The 26,794-nt window shown below is 37.4% G+C and carries 23 protein-coding genes; all 23 read left to right on the top strand.

Annotation, left to right across the window (positions count from 1 at the left end; translation table 11 throughout):
* The coding region (locus tag JUJ52_RS17500) for an MptA/MptB family glycosyltransferase (RefSeq protein ID WP_483887873.1) at positions 1-2,076 on the top strand (2,076 nt) is incomplete at its 5' end.
* Positions 2,077-2,081: 5 nt separating this feature from the next.
* Positions 2,082-2,750 (top strand): HAD family hydrolase, encoded by a 669-nt coding sequence (locus JUJ52_RS17495; protein WP_121604211.1) that lies wholly within the window; start codon positions 2,082-2,084, stop codon positions 2,748-2,750.
* Between the two features lie 54 nt (positions 2,751-2,804).
* Positions 2,805-3,881, top strand: coding sequence for a class II aldolase/adducin family protein (locus JUJ52_RS17490; RefSeq protein WP_205389358.1), 1,077 nt, complete (start codon positions 2,805-2,807; stop codon positions 3,879-3,881).
* A gap of 59 nt (positions 3,882-3,940) precedes the next feature.
* Positions 3,941-5,584, top strand: coding sequence for an NTP transferase domain-containing protein (locus JUJ52_RS17485; RefSeq protein WP_205389357.1), 1,644 nt, complete (start codon positions 3,941-3,943; stop codon positions 5,582-5,584).
* A complete protein-coding gene (locus JUJ52_RS17480) occupies positions 5,560-5,958 on the top strand; it encodes a GtrA family protein (protein ID WP_121604209.1) in 399 nt (132 codons plus the stop codon). The genes JUJ52_RS17485 and JUJ52_RS17480 overlap by 25 nt, the downstream gene beginning before the upstream one ends.
* Positions 5,955-6,662: a glycosyltransferase family 2 protein gene (locus JUJ52_RS17475; protein ID WP_034678712.1), complete on the top strand. Its 708-nt coding sequence runs from the start codon at positions 5,955-5,957 to the stop codon at positions 6,660-6,662. Before JUJ52_RS17480 ends, JUJ52_RS17475 begins: the two co-directional genes overlap by 4 nt.
* Positions 6,662-7,252, top strand: coding sequence for a PI-PLC domain-containing protein (locus JUJ52_RS17470; protein ID WP_026680480.1), 591 nt, complete (start codon positions 6,662-6,664; stop codon positions 7,250-7,252). The genes JUJ52_RS17475 and JUJ52_RS17470 overlap by 1 nt, the downstream gene beginning before the upstream one ends.
* Positions 7,253-7,273: 21 nt before the next feature.
* On the top strand, positions 7,274-9,010 hold the full coding sequence (locus JUJ52_RS17465; RefSeq protein ID WP_205389355.1) for a DUF6798 domain-containing protein: 1,737 nt from the start codon (positions 7,274-7,276) through the stop codon (positions 9,008-9,010).
* A gap of 57 nt (positions 9,011-9,067) precedes the next feature.
* Positions 9,068-11,074: a right-handed parallel beta-helix repeat-containing protein gene (locus tag JUJ52_RS17460; protein ID WP_205389354.1), complete on the top strand. Its 2,007-nt coding sequence runs from the start codon at positions 9,068-9,070 to the stop codon at positions 11,072-11,074.
* A 156-nt stretch (positions 11,075-11,230) separates the two neighbouring features.
* Positions 11,231-11,356 carry a paeninodin family lasso peptide gene (locus JUJ52_RS17455; protein ID WP_161629264.1) on the top strand — a complete coding sequence of 42 codons (126 nt, stop codon included), beginning with the start codon at positions 11,231-11,233 and terminating at the stop codon, positions 11,354-11,356.
* A gap of 282 nt (positions 11,357-11,638) precedes the next feature.
* A complete protein-coding gene (locus tag JUJ52_RS17450; protein WP_205389353.1) occupies positions 11,639-12,604 on the top strand; it encodes an HPr kinase/phosphorylase in 966 nt (321 codons plus the stop codon).
* Positions 12,564-12,869, top strand: a complete 306-nt coding sequence (locus JUJ52_RS17445; protein WP_121604203.1) for a lasso peptide biosynthesis PqqD family chaperone — start codon at positions 12,564-12,566, stop codon at positions 12,867-12,869. Before JUJ52_RS17450 ends, JUJ52_RS17445 begins: the two co-directional genes overlap by 41 nt.
* Positions 12,870-12,955: 86 nt before the next feature.
* Entirely contained in the window at positions 12,956-13,432 is a 477-nt protein-coding gene (locus JUJ52_RS17440; RefSeq protein ID WP_226983591.1) for a lasso peptide biosynthesis B2 protein, read from the top strand.
* The gene (locus JUJ52_RS17435; RefSeq protein ID WP_226983590.1) at positions 13,425-14,597 is read left to right on the top strand and encodes a nucleotidyltransferase domain-containing protein; all 1,173 of its coding nucleotides are present in this window, start codon (positions 13,425-13,427) and stop codon (positions 14,595-14,597) included. Before JUJ52_RS17440 ends, JUJ52_RS17435 begins: the two co-directional genes overlap by 8 nt.
* Positions 14,594-16,390: an ABC transporter ATP-binding protein gene (locus tag JUJ52_RS17430; RefSeq protein ID WP_121604202.1), complete on the top strand. Its 1,797-nt coding sequence runs from the start codon at positions 14,594-14,596 to the stop codon at positions 16,388-16,390. Before JUJ52_RS17435 ends, JUJ52_RS17430 begins: the two co-directional genes overlap by 4 nt.
* A 262-nt stretch (positions 16,391-16,652) precedes the next feature.
* The gene (locus tag JUJ52_RS17425) at positions 16,653-17,642 is read left to right on the top strand and encodes a metallophosphoesterase (RefSeq protein WP_121604201.1); all 990 of its coding nucleotides are present in this window, start codon (positions 16,653-16,655) and stop codon (positions 17,640-17,642) included.
* 165 nt (positions 17,643-17,807) lie between these two features.
* The gene (locus JUJ52_RS23610; RefSeq protein WP_121604200.1) at positions 17,808-19,259 is read left to right on the top strand and encodes a M23 family metallopeptidase; all 1,452 of its coding nucleotides are present in this window, start codon (positions 17,808-17,810) and stop codon (positions 19,257-19,259) included.
* A gap of 268 nt (positions 19,260-19,527) precedes the next feature.
* A complete protein-coding gene (yycF, locus tag JUJ52_RS17415) occupies positions 19,528-20,232 on the top strand; it encodes a response regulator YycF (protein WP_026680489.1) in 705 nt (234 codons plus the stop codon).
* Positions 20,233-20,238: 6 nt separating this feature from the next.
* Complete coding sequence (gene walK / locus JUJ52_RS17410; protein WP_166530713.1) at positions 20,239-22,074, top strand: cell wall metabolism sensor histidine kinase WalK; 1,836 nt, start codon at positions 20,239-20,241, stop codon at positions 22,072-22,074.
* Positions 22,071-23,381, top strand: a complete 1,311-nt coding sequence (locus JUJ52_RS17405) for a YycH family regulatory protein (RefSeq protein ID WP_026680490.1) — start codon at positions 22,071-22,073, stop codon at positions 23,379-23,381. Before walK ends, JUJ52_RS17405 begins: the two co-directional genes overlap by 4 nt.
* 2 nt (positions 23,382-23,383) lie before the next feature.
* Entirely contained in the window at positions 23,384-24,325 is a 942-nt protein-coding gene (locus tag JUJ52_RS17400; protein ID WP_121604197.1) for a two-component system regulatory protein YycI, read from the top strand.
* The gene (locus tag JUJ52_RS17395) at positions 24,322-25,107 is read left to right on the top strand and encodes an MBL fold metallo-hydrolase (protein WP_121604196.1); all 786 of its coding nucleotides are present in this window, start codon (positions 24,322-24,324) and stop codon (positions 25,105-25,107) included. The genes JUJ52_RS17400 and JUJ52_RS17395 overlap by 4 nt, the downstream gene beginning before the upstream one ends.
* A gap of 81 nt (positions 25,108-25,188) precedes the next feature.
* A complete protein-coding gene (locus JUJ52_RS17390; protein WP_121604195.1) occupies positions 25,189-26,400 on the top strand; it encodes a S1C family serine protease in 1,212 nt (403 codons plus the stop codon).
* Positions 26,401-26,794: the final 394 nt, after the last annotated feature.

The following is a 26,794-nucleotide window of genomic DNA, read 5'->3' as shown; positions in this document are numbered from 1 at the left end:
GAAAATTCCATAAGGGGGGATGATATGAAGATGGATCGAAGTGACACCTTTCAGAGTAAGTGGTTTATTGGTATAACATGTCTTAAAGTGATCACGATGTATGCTTGGATACCGAAGGATATGTTTGATGTAACAATACCAAGTGTAGACCATTTTATCAGGACATTTAGTGATGCATGGACTAGGTTTTATGAGGGAAAAGAATTTCTTGAGACGTTTCCTTATCCATCAGGAATGCTATTTATATTAGCGCTTTTTTTCTGGCCAGTTGTACTGTTCGGATTGGATGGGCAGCATCTTCAAACGTTTTTTATACAGCTACCAACATTACTAGCAGATATACTTATTTATTATGTACTACTGCGAACGTTTCCGACAAAGCAAAAGCGGGTCATGTTTATCTATTATGGTTCCCCCCTTATTTTTATAGCGAGTTATCTATATCCACATCATGATTTATTACCGATAGCTGCTTTATTGCTATCGGTATTTTATTTACTACGCAAACAGCATGTCGTTGCTGCGGTTTTCTTTGCGGTTGGATTGTCGTTAAAAATGCCAGCAATTTTTGCTTTGCCATTACTTCTTATCTATTTTTTGAAAATGCATCGAACGATTGATGTAATGAGATTCAGTATAATCACACTTGGGACTTGGTTTCTTTTATCAAGCCCTTTTCTATTTTCAAAGGGGTATCAACTATCGGTTTTTTACTATGAAGATCAATTTAAAATGCTCGATATATATTTGGAAATTGACTATCTCAAGATTTATGTAGCACCGCTTGTTATTGCATTAATTTATATTCACTTTTTTCGATTCGATAAAATTAATGCTGATTTATTGTATACCTATTTAGGCATGCTTTATTTTGCATTTGTGCTATTTATTCCACCAATGCCTCATTGGTATGCCTGGTCCTTTGTGTTTGCGTCATTCTTTTTTATTAAGACGTATGAGAATAAACATAATATGTATCAATATTTACTATTAACTACCGCTTATTTAGGTTATTTTATCTTTTTTTATCCCAATACAAATCCAACATTACTTGCTATTTCTGAATTCTTTCATATCGATCAGAATGATAGCTTTGTACCTAATTTGATATTTACGTTATTTGAAGGGATTTTGCTATGTTTAATTTGGATTTTTTATAGGTATGGCATTATTAGTAATTCCTTATACAAAGTGCGGTTAAGGCCAACCGTAATTGGCATAGGCGGCGATAGTGGTGTTGGAAAAACAACACTAACAAAAGGGTTAATGAATTTATTTGGTGCCGAGAGGTTACTTATAGTTGAAGGAGACGGTGATCATAAATGGGAGCGAGGTCATGAGAAGTGGAAAGAGTATACCCATTTAAACCCGAAGGCCAATTTTCTGCATGAACAGGCGTCTACGTTAGAAAGGTTGAAGAATGGTAACTCGGCAAAACGCGTTGAATACGACCATCAAAAGGGGAGCTTTACAAATCCCCAGAAGATAGACCCGAATGATTTTATTGTCATGTGTGGACTACATCCACTTTTATTAGCCAGAACGAGAAAGGTATTAGATCTAAAAATTTATCTGGATACAGATGAACAATTGCGAAGACATTGGAAGATTATACGAGACTGTAACGAACGTGGTTACTCGATAGAGAAGCTAATGAAGCAAATTGACGCTAGGGTGGAAGATGCAAAGAAATATATCTATCCGCAAAAAGAATATGCCGATATTATTATCAAATATTATACAGATAAGCCATTTGCGATCGGGAACCCAGATGAGAATCCTGCAATTCAATTAACAATCACCTGTAATGCGGATGTTTTTCTCGAGCATGTATTGGAGGAAATGGATAATGCAAATATTTCATATACACATGATTATCACGCTAATTTAAAGCATCAGATGATAAAATTACATGCGCCAATTGATCGGCAAACAGTCCATGAATTAGCTAATCTCTGTATTGAAAATTTAAATGAAGTTACTCGAGGCCATATGATTGAGTGGCGGGATGGCTATGAGGCATTTATACAATTAATTATCCTCGTATTTATTAGTGAGAAAATGAAAGGTAGGTAATTGCAATGGATTTTAAAGCAATCCTATTGGACCTTGATGATACACTATATGATTATGAATATGCGCATCAGCAGGGGATGGATGCCGTATTTGCTTATATAGCCTCTCATACATCTAGGAGTTATGCGGAGCTGGAGCAAGTGTTTCAACTAGCAAAGAATTCTGTAAAGGCAGATCTAGGTGCTACTGCAGCTTCCCATAATCGAATGCTTTATTTTCAACGGATGTTTGAATATTTACACGTAAATGCGCAAGTACATACATTAGAAGCGTATCGGTTATATTGGGATACATTTTTACCAGCGATGCGGCTGAAAAAAGGTGTTCATGCTTTTCTAAATAAAACGAAAGAAATACCAATTTGTATCGTAACGGATTTGACGACTCATATTCAGCATCGGAAGCTAGTCTATCTCGGTATTCAAGAACGTATCAACTACATGGTGACGAGTGAAGAAGCAGGTGTAGAAAAACCACATCCGCATATTTTTCAGCTTGCGTTAAACAAATTGGGAATGGAAGCAGGAGAAGTCATTATGATTGGTGATCATTATGAAAAAGATGTCGTAGCAGCATCGACATTAGGAATAACATCTTTTTGGTTGAATCAAAAGGCTGCTCATAAAAACCCACTAGCTATAGGGAACTTTTTGCATGTATACGAAAAAATTTAACAGCACCTCGCCTGCTGTTATAAAACCAGTTTATGGAAGGGAGTGGATAGAAACATGGTTGAGGAGAAGAAGCTATTTGTTGGGCTTTCACGCTTCGCTGGGGAACGGTTCGATTTAATTCAAGCTGGAGGTGGCAATTCCTCTGTTAAGTTAGCGAATGGAAAGATGCTCATTAAAGCCTCGGGACAACTGCTGTCGGATGTAAATGAGACGGATGCCTTTGTAGAAGTTAGCCTTAATAAGATACAGGAAATCCTAGAAAATGAACAAGTCTTACATGAAACAGATAAAAAAAAGCGAGAGCAGCTTGCCGGGAATTTAATGAAAGAAACGGTATATTCGGTTGACCATAGACCATCTATCGAAACATTCCTACATGCTCTGCTTTATAAATATACGCTTCATACGCACCCAATCGTCGTAAATATGTTTACATGTAAACAAAATGGGAGAGACCAACTACAGTTGCTATTTCCTGAAGCTCTATTTATTCCATACGAAACACCCGGGATCGATCTTGCTATCAAATTAAACGAGAGGTGTGTGAACTATCTAGATCAATGGCAGCAATTACCTCAGATTATCTTTTTACAAAATCACGGATTAATTGTTAGCGCGGATGACGCAAATGAAGTGAAGCGATTAACCAATCATGTTGTTATGACCATTGAAAAGCTTCTAGGTGTTTATTTCGATCACTATCGACTTAGCAATGAACTTTCACAACTAATGTACACGGTTGACAGCTCCCCAATCACTGCTTATTTATCGGAGGATCCTTACTTGACACAGATGCTCCAGCATGTGCGAACATTATTTTACAAACCGCCTTTATGTCCAGATACATTTGTGTTTTGTGGTTACTACGCTGTAAATGTAACTAGTAAACAGGACGTAGCAGCATTAAAAGAGTATATGGATATGTATCAAACTCTACCGAAAGTAGTTATTTATAAAGGCTACTTATTTTTTGTGTCTGTAAATCGCAAAAAAGCAAAAGAAACGGAGGAAGTATTCAAAGCACATATTATGACACTTGCATCGTTATATGGTGAAGAACAACCATTAGATAATAACGAGTTACGGTACTTAAGCGATTGGGAAGCAGAGAAATTTAGACAGAGCGTATAAAGTAAACGTTTAACAGTAGAGGTTTTCCTGCGCGTTAATAAGGGATTAGGAGGATGAAAGTGAAAATTATTATACCTATGTCAGGACAAGGCAGTCGATTTGTTCGAGCAGGTTACCAGCAACCAAAGCCATTAATTGAAGTGGATGGCATGCCAATGATTGAGCATGTAGTGAATTTATTTCCCAAAGAAACGGGCTTTATATTTATTTGTAGAGAGGATCACCTGCAAGCCACAAATATGGAAAGTATACTTAGGCGGATTGCTCCAGAGGGAAAAATTATTAGTATATCACCACATAAGCAGGGACCAGTATATGCAGTTACAAGAGCTATGCAGGAAATAAACGATGAGGAAGAGGTCATTATTAATTATTGTGACTTCTCTTGCTACTGGAGCTATGATGATTTTCTAGCACGTACTCGAGAAAGAAATGCTGACGGTGCCATACCGGCGTATAGAGGTTTTCATCCCCATATGTTAGGAACAACCAATTATGCATTTATGCGTCATCAGCATAACTGGATGCTAGAAATAAAAGAAAAACAGCCGTTCACTTCGAATAGAATGGAGGAATTTGCTTCAAGCGGAACCTATTACTTTAAAAAAGGCTTTTTTGTAAAAAAATATTTTACAGAACTTATGGAAAAGAATATCCATGTGAACGGAGAATACTATGTCAGTCTCGTTTATAACCTATTACAAAGGGACGGATTGCATACATTCATTTACGAAATACAACATATGCTTCAATGGGGGACGCCAGAGGATATGGAAGCATACCAACGTTGGTCGAGCTATTTTCATAGGGTTATGGAAGGAAACAAAGCCGAGGAAATATATCCAATGACAACCATACTACCATTAGCTGGTGCGGGGAGTCGCTTTGCTAGAAATGGTTATTCGCTGCCGAAGCCTTTTATAGAGGTTTCTGGGAAACCGATGTTTATACAAGCAAACGCATATTTACCAAAGGCTAACAAACAATTTTTAATGTGCTTGGAAGAACATATGCAGCGCTATGATATAGAACAAGACCTAAGAATGTATGGGGAGTCGGGTGAAATTTTAGTGGTAGAAGAGCTAATGGAAGGGCAGGCGAAAACCTGTGCATTAGCCTTGGATAGAATAAATCTGGATGAATCCTTACTTATTTCAGCCTGTGACCACGGAGCCTTATGGAATGAGGCCGTATATCAACAATTAATGCATGATGATGATATTGATGCCATTATATGGACGTTTCGAAGACATCCTTCTAGTAAAGTAAATCCAGAAATGTATGGATGGGTGAAGGTGGACACACAGAATCGTGTAACAGAGGTATCCGTAAAGCAGCCAATCAGTGATCATCCTTATGATGATCATGCGATTGTTGGGACGTTTTATTTTAGAAAAGCGAGCTATTTTCAACAGGCTATCAACCGGTTATTTGCAAAAAATATACGAGTGAATGGTGAATTTTATATAGATAGCTGTTTCAATGAACTAATCGAGATGGGATTACATGTAAAAGTGCTTGAGGTGGATCATTATATTGGTTGGGGTACACCTACGGATTTAAAAACATTCCAATACTGGCAGAGCTTCTTCCATAAATGTGCTTGGCATCCCTACCGTTTACATTTGGATACATTTATAAATAAAGACAAAATATCTGAGTTGGATGCATTGTATCAATGGAAAAAGCCAGTTTCCCTTTAATGAATAGCCATGTTAGACAGATATTGCGTTTCATCGTAGTAGGAATGTCTGCTGTTGCTGTGGATTGCTTGCTATATTTTATCCTGATTCCAAATTTAGATCCCAATATTGCCAAACTGATTTCATATATTTGCGGAATGATCATTGCCTTTCTTCTCAATAAGTATTGGACGTTTGAAAAAAAACAACATGCTATCATCCAATTTTATAAGTTTACACTTCTGTATGTAAGTACACTTGGAGTTAATGTTGGTGTAAATTTCTTCATCCTGACGTATATAAGCTCGATAACGTTAGTTGGCTTTACGATTGCGACGGCAGCAAGTACAATTATAAATTTTACGGTTCAGAAATGGTGGGTGTTTAAAAAATGATCAAGTATTCCATTGTGATTCCTTGCTATAATGAGGCGAAAAATATCCCAGCTTTATTAGCTAGATGGGAGCAGGTAATGGAACGAAAGGATGTCGAAATTCTCTTAGTCAATAATGGTTCCAAGGATGAAAGCAGCGAAACGTTGCAGCAATGGGTTCCTCAATATTCATTTGCTCAACGCTTAGAAATTGAAGTGAATCGCGGATATGGATATGGTATTTTATACGGTTTAAGTCATGCCAGAGGTGAATTTTTAGGGTGGACCCATGCAGATTTACAAACAGATCCATTAGATGTTATCAAAGCGATGGAGGTAATAGACAATAGTCCCTCACCTCAACATATATTTGTGAAGGGAAATCGAAAAAATAGGCCGTTGTTCGATCAGCTGTTTACAGGCGGAATGAGCTTGTTTGAAAGCTTATATTTAAAGCAAAAGCTCCGTGATATAAATGCGCAGCCAAATGTATTCCATCGTAGCTTTTATTTAAGCTGGTCTAATCCGCCAGATGACTTTTCGCTGGATCTATATGCGTTCTATATGGCTAGGAAGGCCGATTTGGAAATTCATCGGTTTGCTGTCGTATTCCCAGACCGATTACATGGGGAATCAAGCTGGAATAATGGGTTAGCTGCCAAGGTAAAATTTATAAAACGTACCCTAGATTTTAGTACGACCTTAAAAAAGGAGTTAGCTAGATAATGGACTATATTGCTCATCGAATAAATACCGTTGCTCAATTAAATAAGCTACCTAAGCATTATGGGGTTGAGATTGATTTGCGAGATGCAGGAGGACGCATTATTTTGCAACATGATCCTTTTGAGGATGGAGAGGATTTGGAGGAGTTTCTGCAGCATTATCAACATGGTTGTATGATCTTAAATATTAAGAGTGAACGAATTGAGCATAAGGTTCAAACACTATTAAAAAACTATCATATTACGAACTACTTCTTTCTAGATTCTTCCTTTCCGATGATTTATGAACTGACACGTCATGGAGAACGGAATATTGCTATCCGATTTTCCGAGTTCGAAGGGATAGATACGATTCTTGCGATGCAGGGGCGAGTGAATTGGGTTTGGATAGATTGCTTTACCAGACTACCAATTGATAGGAAACGTTTTACGAAATTAAAGCAAGCAGGATTTAAATTATGCTTGGTGTCTCCTGAGTTGCAAGGCAGACCAGAGGATATTACTAATTATCAGGATGATTTACTAGCGAATGCTATACATGTGGATGCAATATGTACAAAACGTGAGTATGTCCATCTATGGGAAGCGTAATGGATCTAGGGGGAGTTTAGGGTGAATGATAATAGGACAAAGAAATATGGATCATTGATCTTCTGCCTTATAATTATTCTCATTAGTTTATTTTCCGTTTACTTTTATCAGGTTGCTTGGGGGTGGCCTGTAGTAGATAGCTTTCCACAAATTGAGAAGCTATTAAATAAGCAGTTTCTGCCAGCTGACTTTTATACAAATACATTTGAAGAATTTTCCCCTAGATTGTACGTTTCCTATTTTTATATTTTTGGAGCAAACGTGTTTCATGTAGATTATACAGTGTTCATTGCATTTGTAAATCTTTTACGGATCTTTCTGCTAAACATTGCAGTTTTCACTTTATTATATGTTCTTAGCAACAAGCAAACGTATATCGCTCTTATTGGAATGTTCTTAGGAGCCATTTCTTTTTATAGTATTCCGAGAACGATTGCCTGGTTTTTCAGTACACCTGTATTCAGTGCAGCGGAATTTTCCTTAGTGTTTATTCTGTTTGGCTTCGTTCTAATTTATCGAGCTAACATCTTTTCATCATGTATGTTATTTGCTATTGCTATGCTGCTTCACCCTGTATTAACATTACATGGATTAGCGATAGCTGGACTGCTTTTCGTTGCTACGTATAATTTCAGTGAAATCAAATCGATGATAAATCGTTGGTCCATTTTAGGTTTGCTTTCGATAATCGGAGCATTTTTCGTTAGCTATATACCATTAAAGCTGTCGGAAAAGGGAGTAGCACTCTTATCGAGTAAGGAATACACAACAATCATTGGTGATCTTAGACATCCCCATCATTATATTCCATCGAAGTTTGGTATCGAAAATTGGTTCATTGCTATCATGTACGCCGTTATCATCATCTATATGATCTATGTAATAAGAAAGAGGCTGCCAGCTTCTATTCTAAGGTTTCTCAAGCTGTATGGGCTTTATATTACGTTCATGATGGCTATTGGTTATCTTTTTGTTGAAGTGGTTCCTATCAAATCGATCGTAACCATAATTCCCTATCGCACGTTTGTATTTGTCCCCGTATTCTATTTATTTATCTTTGCCTATTACATGTATTACAAATTACGAAATAAAGATTATCTTTCATTCCTATTGCTGCATCTTCCGTTTATTCCTGTACTTACACAGGATATAAAGCTCTCTACATTAATGATGGGGGCTGTATTCGTTTATGCAGTATGGAGTGATTGGTTGTTCGCTAAAAAAGGATTGAAGCTTCATATTTATTTAGATCGCTATTTAATGAAACGAATAGGTTTACATTATTTCTATTTGATACTCGTACTATTGGCTTTTGCAGGTAGCTTTTTTGTGTTGGATCGAAAACTAGCTTTTAATATTCCTGATATTTCAGAACCACGGAATGAGCTTTATGCATGGGTGAAGGAAAATACCGCTCAGGATGCACAAATATTAGCAGATATTGATGTGGATCATTTAGTAAATCAAAAACTACGCTTAATTGCAAATCGAAGTGTACCGGTTAGCAAAGACTTTCCATTTAATGAAAAATATTATAAGGAATGGGCGGAACGGTTCATGGATATATATGATGGAAAGTATGATAATGTTGGTCATATCAATGAATTGACGCAAACAGAATTACGGTCTTTAATGAAAAAATACCAGGTTGATATCATTTTAAGAACCGAGAAGTTGGAAGGAACATCTTACTTTTCACTACAGAAAACGATCCCATTAAAGGGAAAAAATGTGTATATATATAAGGCAATGCAATAGAAGTTTAACATAATGTGGGTGCTTGCTAGAATCCAGCTGTCGAGCGAGGTGAAAGAATTGAAGAAGAAGTATTTGCTATTTTTAGGTCTTGTTGTCTTAGGTGCTGTTTTTTTGATAATGAAATTTACAGATGAACAAGGCGGTGGTGATAATGATTCTACGTCGCGTTATACTGTGGATTTGGAACGATGGGGGATCTATAATGATGGTACACATCCAAAGGAAACGACAGAAGGCTTAAACAAAGCGTTACTGTGGGCAAGTAGAAATGATTACAACACGTTTTATATACCGGCTGGAACGTATCTAATAGATAAGGGACAGGAGCCGTCTGATCCGAATGCTCGCCTAAATATGGTAAGCGATCTAACACTAGAACTAGCTGATGAAGCAATTCTAAAAAAGGAAACCAATTCATATGAGAGCTATGAAATTGTATATGTCGGTCCAGAGACGAAGAATGTATCCATTAAAGGTGGGACATTTCAAGGGGATCGCGACACACACGATTATACTGGAAAGGATACGTCTCATAGCCATGGCACCCATGAGTTTGGTATGGGAATATTAGCTCTTGGTACCGATAATTTAAAGATAGAAGATGTAAAGACGATTAATTTCACTGGAGATGGCATTATGGTTGGCGGGAGTTCGAAACAAATAAATAGATTAAAAGAAAGTGATTTTGAATTGGGTGCAATTGGTAAGAAGGGAGAATTGATAGCTGATTCTACGAAGATTCGAACCAAAGGAAATGTAAAGACAAATTTCCAGCATCCCGTTTTTGATGTAAACAGAGTTATTCAGCTCTCGCGCCCAAAAAATATGAATGCCAACACCCCTTATGATATCTTTTTTTATCGTTCAGATGGTACATTTATTCAAAAGGTAGAGAATCAGGAGCTTGATTGGAGTATGGTCAATGTGCCAGAGCAGGCAGCGTACTTTCATGCTGTGTTTGATACAGAAGAGATAGCTGGCGTAGAACTGGAGTATTGGAATAAGGATATATCCAATCACGTTGAAATAAAGCATAGTGAATCAGCAAATAATCGTAGGCAAGGAATAACCGTTGCTGGCGTCTCTAACATGGAGATCACGCAAAATAAGATACATAACATCAAGGGAATCGCCCCTCAATCAGGAATTGATATTGAAGCAGGTTTTTATCCTAATTACAATATCCTTATAAAAGAGAATCGGATATATAATAATGAAAGGTATAATATTATTCTTTATGATGGTCAAGATGTCACGGTTGATGAAAATTATCTTGGGCCGAATAAAGCGAATTCCTCAATTGGTCTCGCGATAGCTACATCGTTTCGGTCTGGTGCTGTTATTAAAAATAATACGTTTGATGCTAGTAAAATTGTGGCAGAAGGCGAAGCAGTCTTTCGCGGTAACCGTATGTCGGACTCGTTAGCAACGATTTTCGGTCCAGATACACTACTTACAGATATGGAATTCACAAATTCACAATTAAGTATTCAAAGTAAAGAGCCATATGGCGTAGAAGTTTCAAATATTACCTTAGCAAATGATAGAAAACAAATCAATTCGCTACAAATCAAGGATCAACCCATAAAATTAAGTGATGTAACGATCACAGGTGAAACGGTCGAACGTAATATAGTCGGTGAAGCAGCTGATGGTAGTATCTTTAATCGCTTGAAAGTTATTGACTATAACGCAACGTATGGACTTGATTTACCTAGAGGAACATATAATGGCTGTGAATTTGCATCATCAGAGCTAGGAAAGGGAAGGATTGATCTGAATAGTTCAGGTAACTATGAATTTAACGATTGTGTATTTAAGCAAATTGGCGATTTACATGTAGATAATACTGGTGCAGAAGCTGTTATTCAATCATCACAATTTGAGTCAGCAACAAAGATCCCCATTATCCGTATTAATAAAGCGAAGGAGGTAGCCATCTTAGATAATGTGATATATACAGAGATTGATTCCACTTCAATCAAAGAATGGATATACATTAATGAAAATACAGCACCACATGTTAAGCAAGAAGGTAATACGATAAAGTATCTAGGAAATTAGCTTGGCTTCATCGCTTTTAGCATTGACAATAGCAGAGAGCCATGGTAAATTAGCACTATATTCTTTATAAAGAACGAAATTGCGAAGAAATTCGCGCTTTTTTATCCATTTAATGTTCTTTATAATGAACGAATGATGATGAAAGGGGGGAACTTCATGAAAAAAGAATGGGAAAAGCCTGTATTAGATCAGCTTAGTGTAAGCCTTACCAAGGGCAAAGGCCATGGTGGCAAATGGTGGGATGATAGTGATGATTCAGGAGACGATAATCTTGGTAGCTAAAGAAAACATCGTTTTGTTAGCGGCTGAACACTTCTTGAATAAGAATTAAAACAGCCATATCACATTACTTACATTAGGGCTTGTCTCATCCAGTAGTTGTAAAAGTAGAGAGCTAAATTTGAGACAGCCCGAACAAATTTAACTTTAATCCGTAGGGGTTTTGTTTATCCCCACGGATGGTTAGTACCACAAGGGTATGACCTAAAGGCCCTGAAACGAATCGGACATTTATTGCTTGAAGTGGTGTCTTACTGCCAGTTATATGCGGGATAAAGAGGGGGAATGAGAGGCGTGGATTATCGGGCATTCGGATTAACGATATCTAGTGATATCGCGTTACCAGAGCTACTGCCTATGTCTTTTGAAAATGAGGGACAAGGACGTGACGTGATCATAACGAGAGCGGATTTAACGGAACAATGGGCAAGGCTATTTCAAGAGGATGAATTTTTTATAATTAAAGAGAATTTTTGTATGTTTAAGGTTGATGGGGTGGCTATCTATGCAATCCAAGGAGGAACTAACATAACTGTTTCGCCATGTGATGGTGCACAGGAAGATCAAGTTCGTTTATTTATCCTAGGTACAAGTATGGGAATACTATTAATGCAGCGGAAAACGCTTCCTTTACACGGGAGTGCGATAGCTGTTGATGGAGCTGCCATTGCCATTGTAGGTTCCTCAGGAGCTGGAAAGTCTACGCTAGCATCTGAATTTTTACAAAGAGGATATCATTTAGTAAGTGATGACCTTATTCCAGTAACCTTCCAGAAGAGTGGCATTCCATATATTAAGCCAGCGTATCCCCAACAAAAATTATGGTTAGAAAGTTTACATCATTTTGGAATGGAGGAAACGAAGTATCGTCCACTTATCGATAGAGCATCAAAATTTGCTATTCCGGTCTTGAACCAATTTGTCTCCGAATGGTTACCTTTGATTGGTGTATATGAATTAGTAAAAAGTGATAAGCAGGATATTCAGGTAAAGCCAATTCACAATCTTGAACGGTTGCAAACGCTGTATAAACATACGTTTCGCAAGTCATTACTGAAAAAATCAGGGTTATTGGAATGGCATTTTCATACGATAGCTAAAATGGTAAATAAACTAGATATCTATCAATTACAACGCCCAACATCCTATTTTACGGCGGAACAGCTTGCAGACGTTATCGAATCAGAATGGATAGCAAGGAGGAATACAAATGATCAAGCAGCAAAAGCTTACCATCCATCAATTAGTTAGCCAAGATACCAATGCAATTGTAAGTGACATGGATGGTGAAAAAGTCATGCTATGTATGGAAAATAGCTCGTATTATAATTTGGGAACAGTGGGAGGGGATATTTGGGAACATATCGAAAAGCCAATATCCATCAAGGCTTTAATCTCATTACTAACTAGTCAATATGATGTAGAGGAGCACGCTTGTGAGGAACAGGTTCTGACTTTTTTGAGGCATTTATTAAACGAGGGATTAATTCAAGTTAATCCGGAATCGCTATCATAGAATATGCTTCAATGTAGCGATGCAAGCAGATAAGAGCCTAATCTTTATTTCCTTTTTAAATGACGTTGGAAAGGAATTAGACATGTATGATGCATAACGTAAAATTATTTATTTTATTGAATTCTGAAGCAAAAATACGTTTATTAGAAGCTTTCTTTTATTTAGGATGGGGAAGGATTCTTAAAGCATTACCCTTCGCAATGGTTTCTCCTTTGTTAGGCAATCAATCGGAAGAAACATCAAGTCAGATCACAGAAACGAATATCCACGTGTTGAAGCACATCTCAGAATCTATTGAAATAATGAGTCGATACACACCATGGGATAGTCAGTGTCTAGTAAAAGCGATTGCTGGACAAAAAATGCTACGTCGACGCCATATGGAAAGCACATTGTATTTAGGAACGGCAAAAGATGCGAATGATGAATTGATCGCTCATTCCTGGCTACGTAGTGGTTCTTATTATGTTACAGGTAAAGCAGGAATGAGAAAATTCACGGTGGTAGCAACATTCGCGATGCGCACAAATTCAGGTAAGTCCGTTGGTGATTATCATGGATAAGTATTTAAACCTTTCTCGCCTACCTAATGAAGTAAAGCTACTTCTTGACCTTATAAATGAAAACAATGAACAAGCTATTTTTGCAGCTATTGATTGGGATAAATGTATAGATCTTATGAAGCATCATCGTATTTATCCATTACTTTATTCGAGGCTTAAAGTGAACAAAGCAATATCGTTACCTTCTGATGTCATACAGTTTTTAAGTAAGGAATATAGACGCAATACAATGGAAATGCTTCATCTTTCAGCAGAAATCGATGAGGTAAGTAATGTTTTTGCCAAACAAGCTATTCCGCTTATTGTTTTAAAAGGGCCAGTGCTTGCACACGAGTTATACGGGGATATTTCTCTACGGACTTCAAGTGATATTGATGTACTTATCCCGCTCGATCGTTTGAAGACAGCAGAGGCATTACTTAAACGCTTTGGATATGAAAAAGATGATTATATCCAAACTATTTTAAATGATTGGAAATGGAGACATCATCATGTTACATATATTCATCCACAAAAACAAATTAAATTGGAATTACATTGGCGATTACATCCAGGCCCTGCCAAAGAACCGTCTTTCACTCAATTATGGGATAGAAGGAGGAAAAGCTCGCTTCATAAGTCACCTGTTTACTTACTTGGATACGAGGACTTGTTTTTGTTTCTTGTTTCACATGGAGCACGTCATGGCTGGTCAAGGTTACGATGGATTATAGATATACAGCAAATGCTGAAATTGCAGAAAATGGACTGGATGAGCTTAAATAAGCATTTAAAAAAGTACGGTTATCATCACATAGGCGGGCAGAGTATTACGTTAGCCCGTGATCTAGTAAACACGACACTTCCCAAGGAATGGAAAACGCTTTGTACAGAACGCTCCCGAGCGTTAGCGCAAGATGCATTATTTTATCTGGAAAGAAAGGTGAATCTCCATGCTTCCCCAGTTCCTGAAGAGGTTTCTCGCTATCATAAATGGCATTTGTTTTCACTCATGGCACCGAAGCAAAAGCTAGTTTTTATATTAAGCTTTTTATATCCGTATCCAGAGGATGGAGAAACATTACCACTGCCGAAAAAACTACATGTTTTATATTTCCCGCTACGCCCTTTTTTATGGCTTTGGAGAAAGACAGTGAGGTATGCAATTAGGGGGAGCACGAGATGAAAGATATTTATTACTTCCTAAGACAAATTCATGAATTTGCTGGGAAAACACTTTACGTAAATTTGCTTGCTATGATATGCATGAGTTTTTTGGAGGGAGCAGGCATATTACTACTCGTCCCAATGATAAGCTTGATGGGGATTGTTGACATAAATACAGAAGAGCTAGCAATAATACAACAGTTTGATTTCTTATCTACCATTCCGAGCTCAATGGGGTTGCCTATTATATTAGGCATTTTTATTTTGCTAGCAATCGTACAGAACCTTCTCCAACGGCGCGTTGCCATTAAAAATGCTATCGTACAGCAGGGCTTCCTAAGGCATTTACGTATACAAACATACAGTCGTTTAATGCAGGCGAATTGGGGCTTTTATCTAAAGCATCGAAAGTCTGACCTGATTAATCTATTAAAGAAAGAAATTTCTCGTACCAGTTCAGGAATAAATTCGATTCTTATGTTTTGTACGTCACTTGTGTTTACGCTCGTGCAAATTGGTTTTGCCTTTATATTATCACCAACTCTTACCATAATGGTATTAATCTGTGGGTTGCTACTCATTTACTTTAATCGAAAGTTCTTAAAGCAATCCCTACAATTAGGTCGTAAAAACTATGAGTTAGGAAGAGATTATCTTGCAGGAATTACGGATCATATAAATGGAATCAAGGATATTAAAAGCAACACACTGGAAGGATCTCGAATAAGGTGGTATCAATCTATAACAGAGCGTATGCAAGCAGAACAAGTTCATTTTACAACATTAAAAATGACATCACAGCTTTACTATAAAATAGCTTCTGCTGTTTTAATCGCTTTTTTTATATTTGTGGCCATTCAGCTTTTACAGGCCGAAGGCAGCCAGCTCATGTTAATTATTATCATCTTTTCCAGACTATGGCCGAGGGTTGTAGATATTCAAGCCTCCATGGAACGAATTGCCACGACTATTCCATCCTTTCAAGCGGTAAAGCATTTGCAACATGAATGTAATCAAGCGATAGAATTTACGTCTCGATCTCATGAAGAAATAAAGCCAATAACTGTAAATGAGGGTATCAAATGCAAAAATGTCTATTTTCGCTATGAAAGTAACAAAGCTGGTTATACGCTACGTAACATATCTCTATTTATTCCAGCAAATAAAATGACCGCATTTGTAGGGAAATCTGGGGCAGGTAAAAGCACGTTAATAGATATTTTAATGGGTTTAAATAAACCAGAAAAGGGCGAGGTCTTTGTAGATGGGATTCCACTTACAAAGGAAAATTTGATCGAGCTAAGGCAAACAGTAAGTTATGTTGCCCAAGATCCATTCTTATTTAATACAAGCATAAGAGAAAATCTGTTGTTAATTAAGCCAGGAGCTACAGAACAGGAACTATGGGAAGCATTAGATTTTGCATCTGCTGCTAAGTTTGTGAGGAATTTAGTGAATGGACTAGATACGGTTATTGGCGATAGGGGTATGAAGCTATCTGGTGGTGAAAAGCAACGGCTAGTATTGGCACGTGCGATCTTAAGAAGTCCAGGAATTCTTGTGTTGGATGAGGCAACTAGTGCGCTGGATAGCGAAAATGAAGGAGAGATTTTATCATCGTTAAACAAATTGAAGGGTAGGATGACACTGATAGTAATTGCCCATCGGTTGTCTACGGTTCATCACGCTGATCAAGTCATTGTGTTAGATAAAGGGGCGGTCAAGCAAATGGGGACTTTTAGACAGTTAGAATCGGACGATCAAGGTATCCTATGTCAGTTATTACAGAAACAGACACAAGCCATTCGCTAATCCATTTATTACGGTTTGAAGTAGAAGGAAAATACATGAAGTACCTTATATACAGTGAAACTTTCATCCGGCTTTTAGTGAAACAAATACGTACAAAGGCTTAAATCGCCACGTCCTGTGGCAACACCTTTGTGACCTACTTCCATGTAGGTCCGAACCAATTGGACATTTACTGGCAGTAGATCCTCCATTTATCCATATTTTGTTTGCTTGAAGAGGGTTCTTACTTCCGGTTATATGCAGGTTAAAGGAGATTTCCTGAATGATTACTATAGGGAGAAAAAAGATAGCCATGCTCATATTGTGTAGTTTACTTGGATTCGTTACCTATACAATATGGGATAATCATCGATTTGTTGTTGTGGAGCAAGAAATTAAGGTTAATGGTATTCAAGATTCCTTTAAAGATTTTACGATCCTACAAATAACAGATTTACATGAACAACTATTTGGGGAAAATCAACAGCAATTAATCCAAGCTATTAATGGTATTGACTATGATGTGCTTGTTTTTACAGGTGATATGCTCGATAGCATTAGAAGCAAAAATGATTCGGCGTTTTATACGATTATTGATGGGTTGGATAATAAGGAAAATATCCTCTATGTTCCAGGTAATACTGATCCGCTTAGCTATCAGGTTGATTCAACAGTAGAAACAAGTGAATTTATAAACGGATTGAAAAAAAGAAATGTTACGTTCTTAGAATCACTTTATACCATTGATAAAGGGGAATCAGCCATCCATTTTGTTAATTTTGAACTATCTATTATCAAAAATGAACGTGCTCTGGGTAATGTACAAGGGGTAGTTCAGCCTCCATATGCTCAAAATCCTGCTTATTTAAGTTATCAACAGCAGCTGATTAAAGATCTAAAAGTGTTAGAAGATATGGATACATCAGATCTGCTTATTGCCGTAAATCATTATCCTATTGTCGACAAGCGAATAGAAACGATTAAGGCAAGCCCTGATTTAATATGGAGGAAGTATGATCTAATTATTGCTGGACATTATCACGGTGGACAAATCAGGTTACCTATTCTAGGACCTATCTTTGTTCCTGAACCCTGGTATGAACCAAATCGATTTTTTCCTCCTGCTGATCGAATTAAGGGGTTGTGGGAGTATCAAGGAACGAAGCAATATGTGAGTGCCGGCTTAGGGAGTAGCGATGCCGTATCTTTTTTAAATTTTCGTTTGTTCAACTCTCCAGAAATAAATGTATTAAAACTGACTACCAAGCAATAATGAAGCACACTGTTTTGCTATTTCGATAGAATAGTAAAAAATTGTATGCTATTATACATTTTCTTTACAGTTCTGTTATAGCTCTTTCTGAGACTATTATCCTATGTTAGTTTAAAAGAGGATAAAAATGTAGATAGAGAGAAATGCAAGAAGGAGCAACTGTAAGTGTTTACAAAAGGAAATAAAGCTTCATCAAGCTTATACATAAAATTAGGTGTTTTCCTACTAATAGCCACATTCTTTACTGTTTCAACCGTCTATGCAGCAGACGATCTAAAAACGGTTTACCATGTGTATATAGACGGTGAGCACATTGGTAAGGTTGATAATGAGCAAGCGATTCAACAAATGATAGATAAGAAGATAGCTACAGTGGAGCATAATGATGGCAATTTGACGTTACGTCCCAAACAAGATATTTCGCTTATCTCCGAAAAGGTCTTTAATCCAACATTTGATAATGAAAAGGTGTTAGCTGCTGTGCAGGAAAATATAACGATAGAGGCAGAAGCTATCGAGCTAAAAATTGGCGATAAAAGCGTAGGCTTTTTTAAAGATTATGAGACAGCGGAGCAAGTCATAGCAAGCTATAAAGCAGAATATGTCGAGAAACAAGAATGGCAGACATTAGAGGAAAAAATGGCGGTAAATCCAGATAATCAACGCCGAACAAAAATTACTGCGGATGATTTAGAAGTTGGCGATCGTATTGTAACAAGTATTGAGCTTTCAAACCATGTTACATATACAGATGGTGTTATTGATCCGGAGAAGCTATTAACAGTAGAGCAAGGTCTTACTATGATGAAAAAAGGAACATTGGAAGAACAGGTGCATAAGGTGGATGAAGGAGAAGTGCTAGGTGAGATTGCTAGCAAATATAATTTATCTATGGAAGAATTGCTTGAGTTAAACAAGTCGTTAGCTGAGGATAGCGTGCTCCATGTTAATCAAGCGATTCATGTGACTGCTTATCGTCCGTTTGCCGAGGTTGTTGTAAAGGAAGCACATGTAGCAGAAGAAAACGTAAAGCATGAAACGAAAGTGATTAAATCGGATGAGCTTTACAAGGGAGAAGAGAAAGTAAAGCAGCAAGGTAAACATGGTAAAAAAGAAGTCTTGTATGCTATGGAGAAACGTAATGGTGAAGAAATAAATCAAACAGTCATTGATGAAAAAATCATAAAAAAACCACAAAAAGAGATCATTATCAAAGGTACGAAAGTAATCCCTTCTCGTGGAACAGGCAAATTGACATGGCCAGCTGTTGGCGGTCATATATCCAGTCCGATGGGAAAACGCTGGGGAAGCGTTCATAAAGGTATTGATATCGCTGGGCCGAGCAGTCGCACCATTAAAGCAGCTGATAATGGAACCATTGTATCAGCAGGCTACGATAATGGAGGGTATGGTAATAAAATTGTTATCAATCATAACAACGGGATGAAAACCATTTATGCCCACCTAGCCTCGATGGATGTAGAAGCTGGTGAAACCGTAGAAAAAGGTAGTAAAATTGGTGTAATGGGGACGACAGGTAGATCAACTGGTATTCATTTACATTTTGAGTTGTATAAAGATGGGGTACGTAAGGATCCTACCGATTATTTAAAGTAATTATAAAGGACTGATTCAGGAGCTGCTCTTGAATCAGTCTTTTTTATGATATAGAATTAAGATAATAATGAACTCCAAAGAGAATAAATGTAAAAAAATTTAAAATTCCTCTCTTATCTACGTTAAAAACCTCTCATTGCTTTCGAACATATATAAGGTTATAGTAAAAGCAACTTACCTGATAATGAACCCGTATACTAGAAAAGACTTTTGAACAAAAGTAAGATAAAATAAACTTAGGATTGTGAAAGAGAAGGATGTGGCAGATATGAGTCAAAAAATACTTGTAGTAGATGATGAACAGCCAATTGCAGATATAGTAAAATTTAATTTAGAAAAAGAGGGCTATGAAGTTATTGTAGCGAATGATGGTGACGAAGCGATTGAGGCTGCAGAAGCTGAAAAGCCTGACTTAGTCCTCTTGGATATTATGCTACCAAATAAAGATGGCAATGAAGTATGTAGAGAGATTAGAAAAACGCAAACAATGCCGATTATTATGCTGACAGCAAAGGATTCAGAGATAGACAAGGTGCTAGGGCTAGAGCTAGGTGCTGATGATTATGTAACGAAGCCATTTAGTAACCGCGAACTGATTGCTCGAGTGAAGGCAAATCTACGTAGACAGCAGGTAGTTCCAGACGATACTGTGAAGGCAACAAAGGATATTGTAATTGGATCGCTAGTCATCCATCCAGATGCGTATGTTGTTTCCCGTGATGGTGTACAAATAGAACTCACCCATCGCGAATTTGAATTACTTCATTACCTTGCTCGTCATATGGGACAAGTTATGACGCGGGAACATTTATTGGAGACCGTATGGGGTTATGACTACTTTGGTGATGTTCGTACCGTTGACGTTACGGTGAGAAGACTACGTGAGAAAATAGAGGAGAATCCTAGTAATCCAATGTGGATAGTAACCCGAAGAGGTGTAGGGTATTATTTACGAAATCCTGATCAGGAGTAGTTATTCATGAGAAAAGTCGGCTTTTTCCGTTCTATTCAATTAAAATTTATTATTATTTATATTCTTTTATTGCTGGTAGCTATTCAGGTTATCGGCTCATTTTTTACAGTGAAATTAGAGGAGAGCTTAGTAGAGAGCTTTAAAGGATCGATTATGGATCGAGTGGAGCTGTTAAGTCATAATTTAGCTCAGGCTTTTGCACGTGAGCGTGATGAGGACAATCCTGATGAACCAACATTAAATGAGGAAATTCAAAGTATTGTTTCAGAGGTTCAAGCAGATGATATTACAAGTCTACAGGTGATTAGTAATCAAAGTAGAGTGATTGCTACAAGTGACTATACAACACAGGATGATATTGGAAAGAAGACAACCAATAGTTATGTGCAAGGTGCACTTACAAGTAATGCCCCTCAACCTGATATACGAGCAAAGGCAAATGATCGGTTTTATATCCTAGCACAGCCTATTTTAGATAAAGATGATAGTGATATTGTTGTCGGTGTTATTTATTTAGAGGCGTCTTTAGAATCCGTCTATGATCAATTAAGCAATATTAGTAAAATATTCCTTCGTGGCTCGATATTAGCAATTACGGTTTCTGCCTTCATAGGGATATTAGTGGCTCGTACCATTACGAAACCGATTATTGAAATGCGTAGGCAGGCGCAAAACATGGCAACAGGTGACTTTACACAGAAAGTAAATGTATATGGAAGAGATGAAATTGGTCATCTTTCAGAGACATTTAATGATTTAAATAACCGGTTAAAGCATTCGTATGCAACCATTGAGGAGGAGCGTAGAAAGCTTAGCTCGGTTTTGTCAAATATGTCAGATGGTGTAATTGCTACGGACAATTCTGGTTCCGTTACGCTTATAAATGAAGCTGCAGGAAGATTAATTGGGTATAACCCTGATGATATGATCGGAGAATATTTATTGGATGTACTGCAGCTGGACGAAAAAATGGTCGATGTTACAGAATTACAGGATAGTGGCTCGATGATTATTGATTTTAGTGATGAGGAACAAGCGTTTATTGTGCGCGCTAATTTTTCCACAGTGTTTGATGATGAAGATGAAGTAACTGGCTTTATAACGGTGATTAGTGATGTTACGGAGCAAGAAAAGATTGATCAGGAACGTAGAGAATTTGTTTCCAATGTATCACATGAGCTGCGCACACCTTTAACGACGATGAAAAGTTATATCGAGGCGTTAACGGACGGTGCTTGGCAGGATAAAGAAATAGCCCCTAAGTTCCTAAGTGTGGCACAAAATGAAACGGAACGAATGATTCGTATGGTTAATGATTTATTACAGCTTTCAAAAATGGATGCAGAGGAGTATCCATTGCAGAAGGAACGAACAGATTTTATTAGCTATTACCACCATATTATTGATCGATTTGAAATGCATATTCCGAAGCATATTGCATTACAACGAGAAATTCCAAACGGAAGCTATCATGTATGGATTGATAAGGATAAGATGACACAGGTATTGGATAATATTATTTCAAATGCGATTAAATATTCTCCTGAAGGTGGTACGATTAAGCTAAAAGCTGAACAAAAACGTCATTATTTATTGATTAGCATCCATGACCAGGGACTAGGTATTGCTTATGATAAACTAGATAAAATATTCGAACGCTTTTACCGTGCAGATAAAGCGAGGACGAGGAAGCTTGGTGGTACAGGACTCGGCTTAGCAATTGCGAAAGAGCTTGTGGAGGCGCATCATGGACAAATTTGGGCAAAGAGCAAAGAAGGTAAAGGGACAACGATCTTCTTTACACTGCCGCTTATGAATCAGAAGCGGAGGGGTGCATCGTGAAGCTAGAAACATTTAAATCATTTGCATTAGTCCTGTTGATAGGCGTAAGCTTATTACTAACATTTGGACTTTGGAGCTACCAGAAAGAGTATAGTCCGTTAGATAAGAATCCTGCGGTAGGAGGAATAGATATTGGTGGGTCAGCTGTGAAAACAAACAGCTTGATTTCACCTCAATCTGTTATTTTTCACGCGACTAATCAGCATCTTGGCTATAAAGATCCCAAGGAAAACCAACGGTTTTTTGAAGAAATGCAATCATGGATTTTAACGGATTTTTCTATCTATAATGCGAAGCAGAAGTTATCCGATTATGATATAGAATTGATTTTCCCAGAGGAGCTGCCGATTGAATTGGCCAACAGACTCTTCTCGTTTACAGATTCAGAAAGTATGGAAAAGCTACCAACCTGGTCTTTTCAGCGTATGTATATGACATTGAATGCTGATGCATCTACGATAACATTACAAATTCCGGCGTTAAATGGTAGTAAAACAGCACAGGCAGTGATCACGGACTCAGTAATTTATGAGAATCTCAGGCAATTAATTGCTTCACGGGAAGGGTTAACCGAGTTCTTACAAGTTGGTGAAGGACAGCAAGCTTTTTATATTCCAAGTAAACCGACAAATCAGTATAAATATCTGTTTACCATTCAAAAAATATCACCAAATTTATTAGTAGAGACATTATTTAAAAATCCGGATACGGTCAGTAGATCGAATACAGAGCTTAGTTCAGCTAATTATTCAAATGGGATTAGTGAGTTAAGAGTGGAGCAAAACGGTAGAAGAATGGATTACTACAATCCGATTCCTAAGGTGCTATCGAATTTTGGGTTTATGAATTTATTGGAGAAAAGTGTAGATGAAATCAATGAACATAATGGCTGGACAGGCGATTACAAATTGATGAGCGCGGATCTAGCAACAAATAGTATCACCTATCAAATGCATTATAATGGCTATCCTGTTTACAACCAGTTTGGCCTATCATTAATGGAAATGCAGTTCCGTGAACAGGAAATTTTTAGCTATAAACGCTCATTACTGCGCATAAGAAATGAATTGGAAAAAGAGCAATGGGATATCCCCTCTGGTGAAGCGGTTATTTCTCATTTGGAAGATCGCCTTGGTGAGGGTATAAAAAACCTTCAAGGTATTCAATTAGGCTATCAATATAATTATAAGGAAAATGATCCAAACGATTACGTTGAATTGGAGCCGAGCTGGTTTATGAAGTTAAATGGATCTTGGCAGAGAATTAATTTTGAGGAACGACTAAATCCTCAAAAGAAGGAGGATTAGGCATGCAGTGGAATCAAATCAAAACATTATTTATTCTTTGCTTCTTAATCCTCGATGTTTATTTGCTATATCAATTTATCGATAAGCAAGATCGAGCGAATCCCGAGCAATTTAATTATCAGGAGCAGACGCTCGAAGATAAGCTCGCCGCAGAAAGCATTAAAATTAGTGATAAAGAGGTGGATATTACAGAGGATTCGGTTATTAAGGTATCACCCAAAAAGCTGACAGATACTGAAATGGAGAGAATAGCTGGATTAAGTAATCAGGACCCACAAATTATTAATAATTATACGGTTGTTTCAAGGTTCAAAGAGCCTGTTTCGATTCCCAAGCAAGCAAGTGTAACGAGTATTAGTCAGCTTGTCAAAAGCTATGTTGCTTTTTCCGATGAATTTAGCTATTGGGGTTGGAATAAAGACACGAATGTATTAATCTTTTTCCAAAATAAAAATAACCGACCTATCTACTACAATCAATATGGTTTATTACTTGTGTATTTAAATGATGCAAATGAAATGATGTATTACACACAGACGTTACTCGGTGAAGCAGAGCCACAAGGGGAAAAGTTGACCTTAATTAAGGTTAATACGATGTTTAATGAATTATATAAGGAAAACAAATTATATTCGAATGATGAAATTGTTAATATAGAGAATGGTTATTATACGAGAATCAAACGAGATACAGGAGCTCATGTGTTTGCACCAACCTATCTAGTCAGTATTAAGGACGCAGAGGATAACATTAGAAATTATTTCTTTAATGCAGTTGAAAGTTATATTTATCCTAGTGATGACACGAGCTTTATTACTTCAACAATAACCGACAGCCTACCGTTGTATAAACAAATAAACGATGAGGTCGAGTGGAAGACAGGCTTTATTGACTACTTAAATCAATTAGTAGATGATAATAAAAATCGGAGTGAACAGGAATGACCCTACGTTTTAGTGTACTAGCATCCGGAAGTACAGGTAACGCTTTTTTTATAGAAACAGAAAAGGAAAAATTGCTAGTAGATGCAGGATTAAGCGGAAAACAGATGGATCGATTGTTTCAGGAGATTAATATCGACCCAGCAGAATTATCAGCCATATTAGTAACACATGAGCATAGTGACCATATAAAAGGACTTGGCATTATAGCTCGTAAATATAATCTACCAATCTATGCGAATCAAAACACTTGGAAAGCGATGGAAGGATCGATAGGAAAAATCGCAACGGAACAGAAGTTTCTTTTTGGGATGGAAGAGGTGAAGACGTTTGGTGACTTAGATGTAGAGTCATTTGGCGTTTCACACGATGCTGCTGAACCGATGTTTTATACTTTTCATCATCATGGAAAGAAAGTTGCGCTTGTGACGGATTTGGGATATGTATCAGAACGAATAAAAAAGACGGTCGAAAATGCGGACGCCTACATTTTTGAAGCAAACCATGACGTAGGTATGCTGCGAATGGGAAGGTATCCCTGGAATGTAAAACGGCGTATTTTAGGCGATTCAGGACATATTTCTAATGAGGATTGTGGACTCGCCTTAGCTGATATTATAGGAAATAATACACAACGTATTTACTTAGCTCATTTGAGCCTTGACAATAATATGCGAGATCTTGCTCGTATGTCGGTAGATAGTGTATTACGAGAAAGAGGAATATCCTTAAATTTATTGGATACAGATCATAAAAGTCCAACACCACTTTATGAGGTTGTTTAACATTTTGTTTATTTTTTTAATCATTATGGGAATAACTAAGTGTGAAATGTTTTAAACTGTTGATCGTAAGGGGGTAGGTAAATGGGTTATTATGATGAGCACTATCCACCAAATCCATATCGAAAGAGAAAGAAAAATTGGCTTGTACCTGTATTATTAGGCGTAATTATCGGAGTACTGCTAGTGACAATAGCATTACCCGCATTAGTTGATTCGGGAATTATCTCCATAACGGAAGAAAGTCAGCTACATACAGAATCTGGTAGTACAGATTCCAATGTACCAACGCAAACGCTGAATGTTGATGTATCTACACAGATAACCGATGTGGTGAATCAAGTCACCCCGGCAGTTGTTGGTGTAATTAATATTCAACGGAAAAATGATTTTTGGCAGCAACAGGAAAGTGATAATCAAGCTGGAGAAGGCTCTGGTGTCATTTATAAAAATGAGGATGGCACAGCTTATGTGGTGACAAATCATCATGTCGTTGAGGGTGCGGATACCATAGAAGTTGTATTATTTGATGAAACACATATTGAGGCAGAGTTAATCGGCAGTGATTTGTTTTCAGACTTAGCCGTGTTACGAATGGATGGAGAACAGGTAGATAAGGTTATTGAATTAGGCTCATCTGGTAGTGTGAAGGTAGGAGAGCCAGCCATTGCCATTGGAAATCCACTAGGACTCATGTTTTCTAGTTCTGTAACTCAAGGTGTAATTAGTGGAACGGAGCGAACAATACCACAGGATTTCAACCAAGATGGACGCGCAGATTGGCAAGCTGAAGTTATTCAGACAGACGCTGCGATTAATCCTGGTAATAGTGGTGGTGCATTAATTAACATTAAGGGTCAGTTAATTGGTATTAATTCCATGAAGATTAATGAAACAGCCGTGGAAGGATTAGGATTTGCCATTCCGATTGATTCGGCAATGCCGATTATTACTGAGCTAGAAAGTAAAGGAGAAGTAACGAGACCTTATTTAGGTGTTGAAATCTACTCATTAGATGAGGTGCCGCAATCTGAATGGAATAATACGCTTAATCTGCCGAATGAGATCGAAGGCGGTGTGTATGTGTGGAGTGTAGAACCATTATCACCAGCTGATCAGGCAGGATTGAAGCGATTAGATGTAATAACTGAATTAGATGGTAAACAGGTTATGAACATGATTGATTTACGTAAAATTTTATATCAAGAAAAAGAGGTTGGCGATGACGTTTCCGTCGTTTATTACCGTGATGGGAAGCGCAAAGAAACAACGATTAAATTGGGTACCCAAAAATAAGTGGTCAAAGCCAAAGGGCTGTGGATAATGAAAGAATCCGTTAAATGCTCTCCTTGAAGATGGCACAAGAACTGGAAAAAAAGCTTGCATAGCAGGTTCTATGTGAAATTATACAGAGGATAGTGTTTGTACAGCGCTGTGGAAACATACTTCCGTAAATAGAACAAAGCATGTAGAATTAAACAAAGCCGCACGGATTTCGAAGGCTATTAACATTTTGATGAACAGTTTGGCTTCACCTAGCCCTATAGGCTGTCGAGAACTTCTCGACAGCTTTTTTGGTAAGTTAAGAAAGTATAAAATCAGTGCAATGACTGCGTTAAGCCAATTAGTTATTTTGAAATGTTTGATGTATATTGGCAATGCTCCGACGAATTACTTCGCTTTCCGTGGG

It is taken from the genome of Virgibacillus sp. AGTR (assembly GCF_016919725.2).
In the GTDB taxonomy this organism is placed as follows: domain Bacteria; phylum Bacillota; class Bacilli; order Bacillales; family Amphibacillaceae; genus Virgibacillus; species Virgibacillus salarius.
The sequence above is the reverse complement of the archived record's forward strand: the minus strand, read 5'-3'. Positions and strand labels throughout refer to the sequence as shown.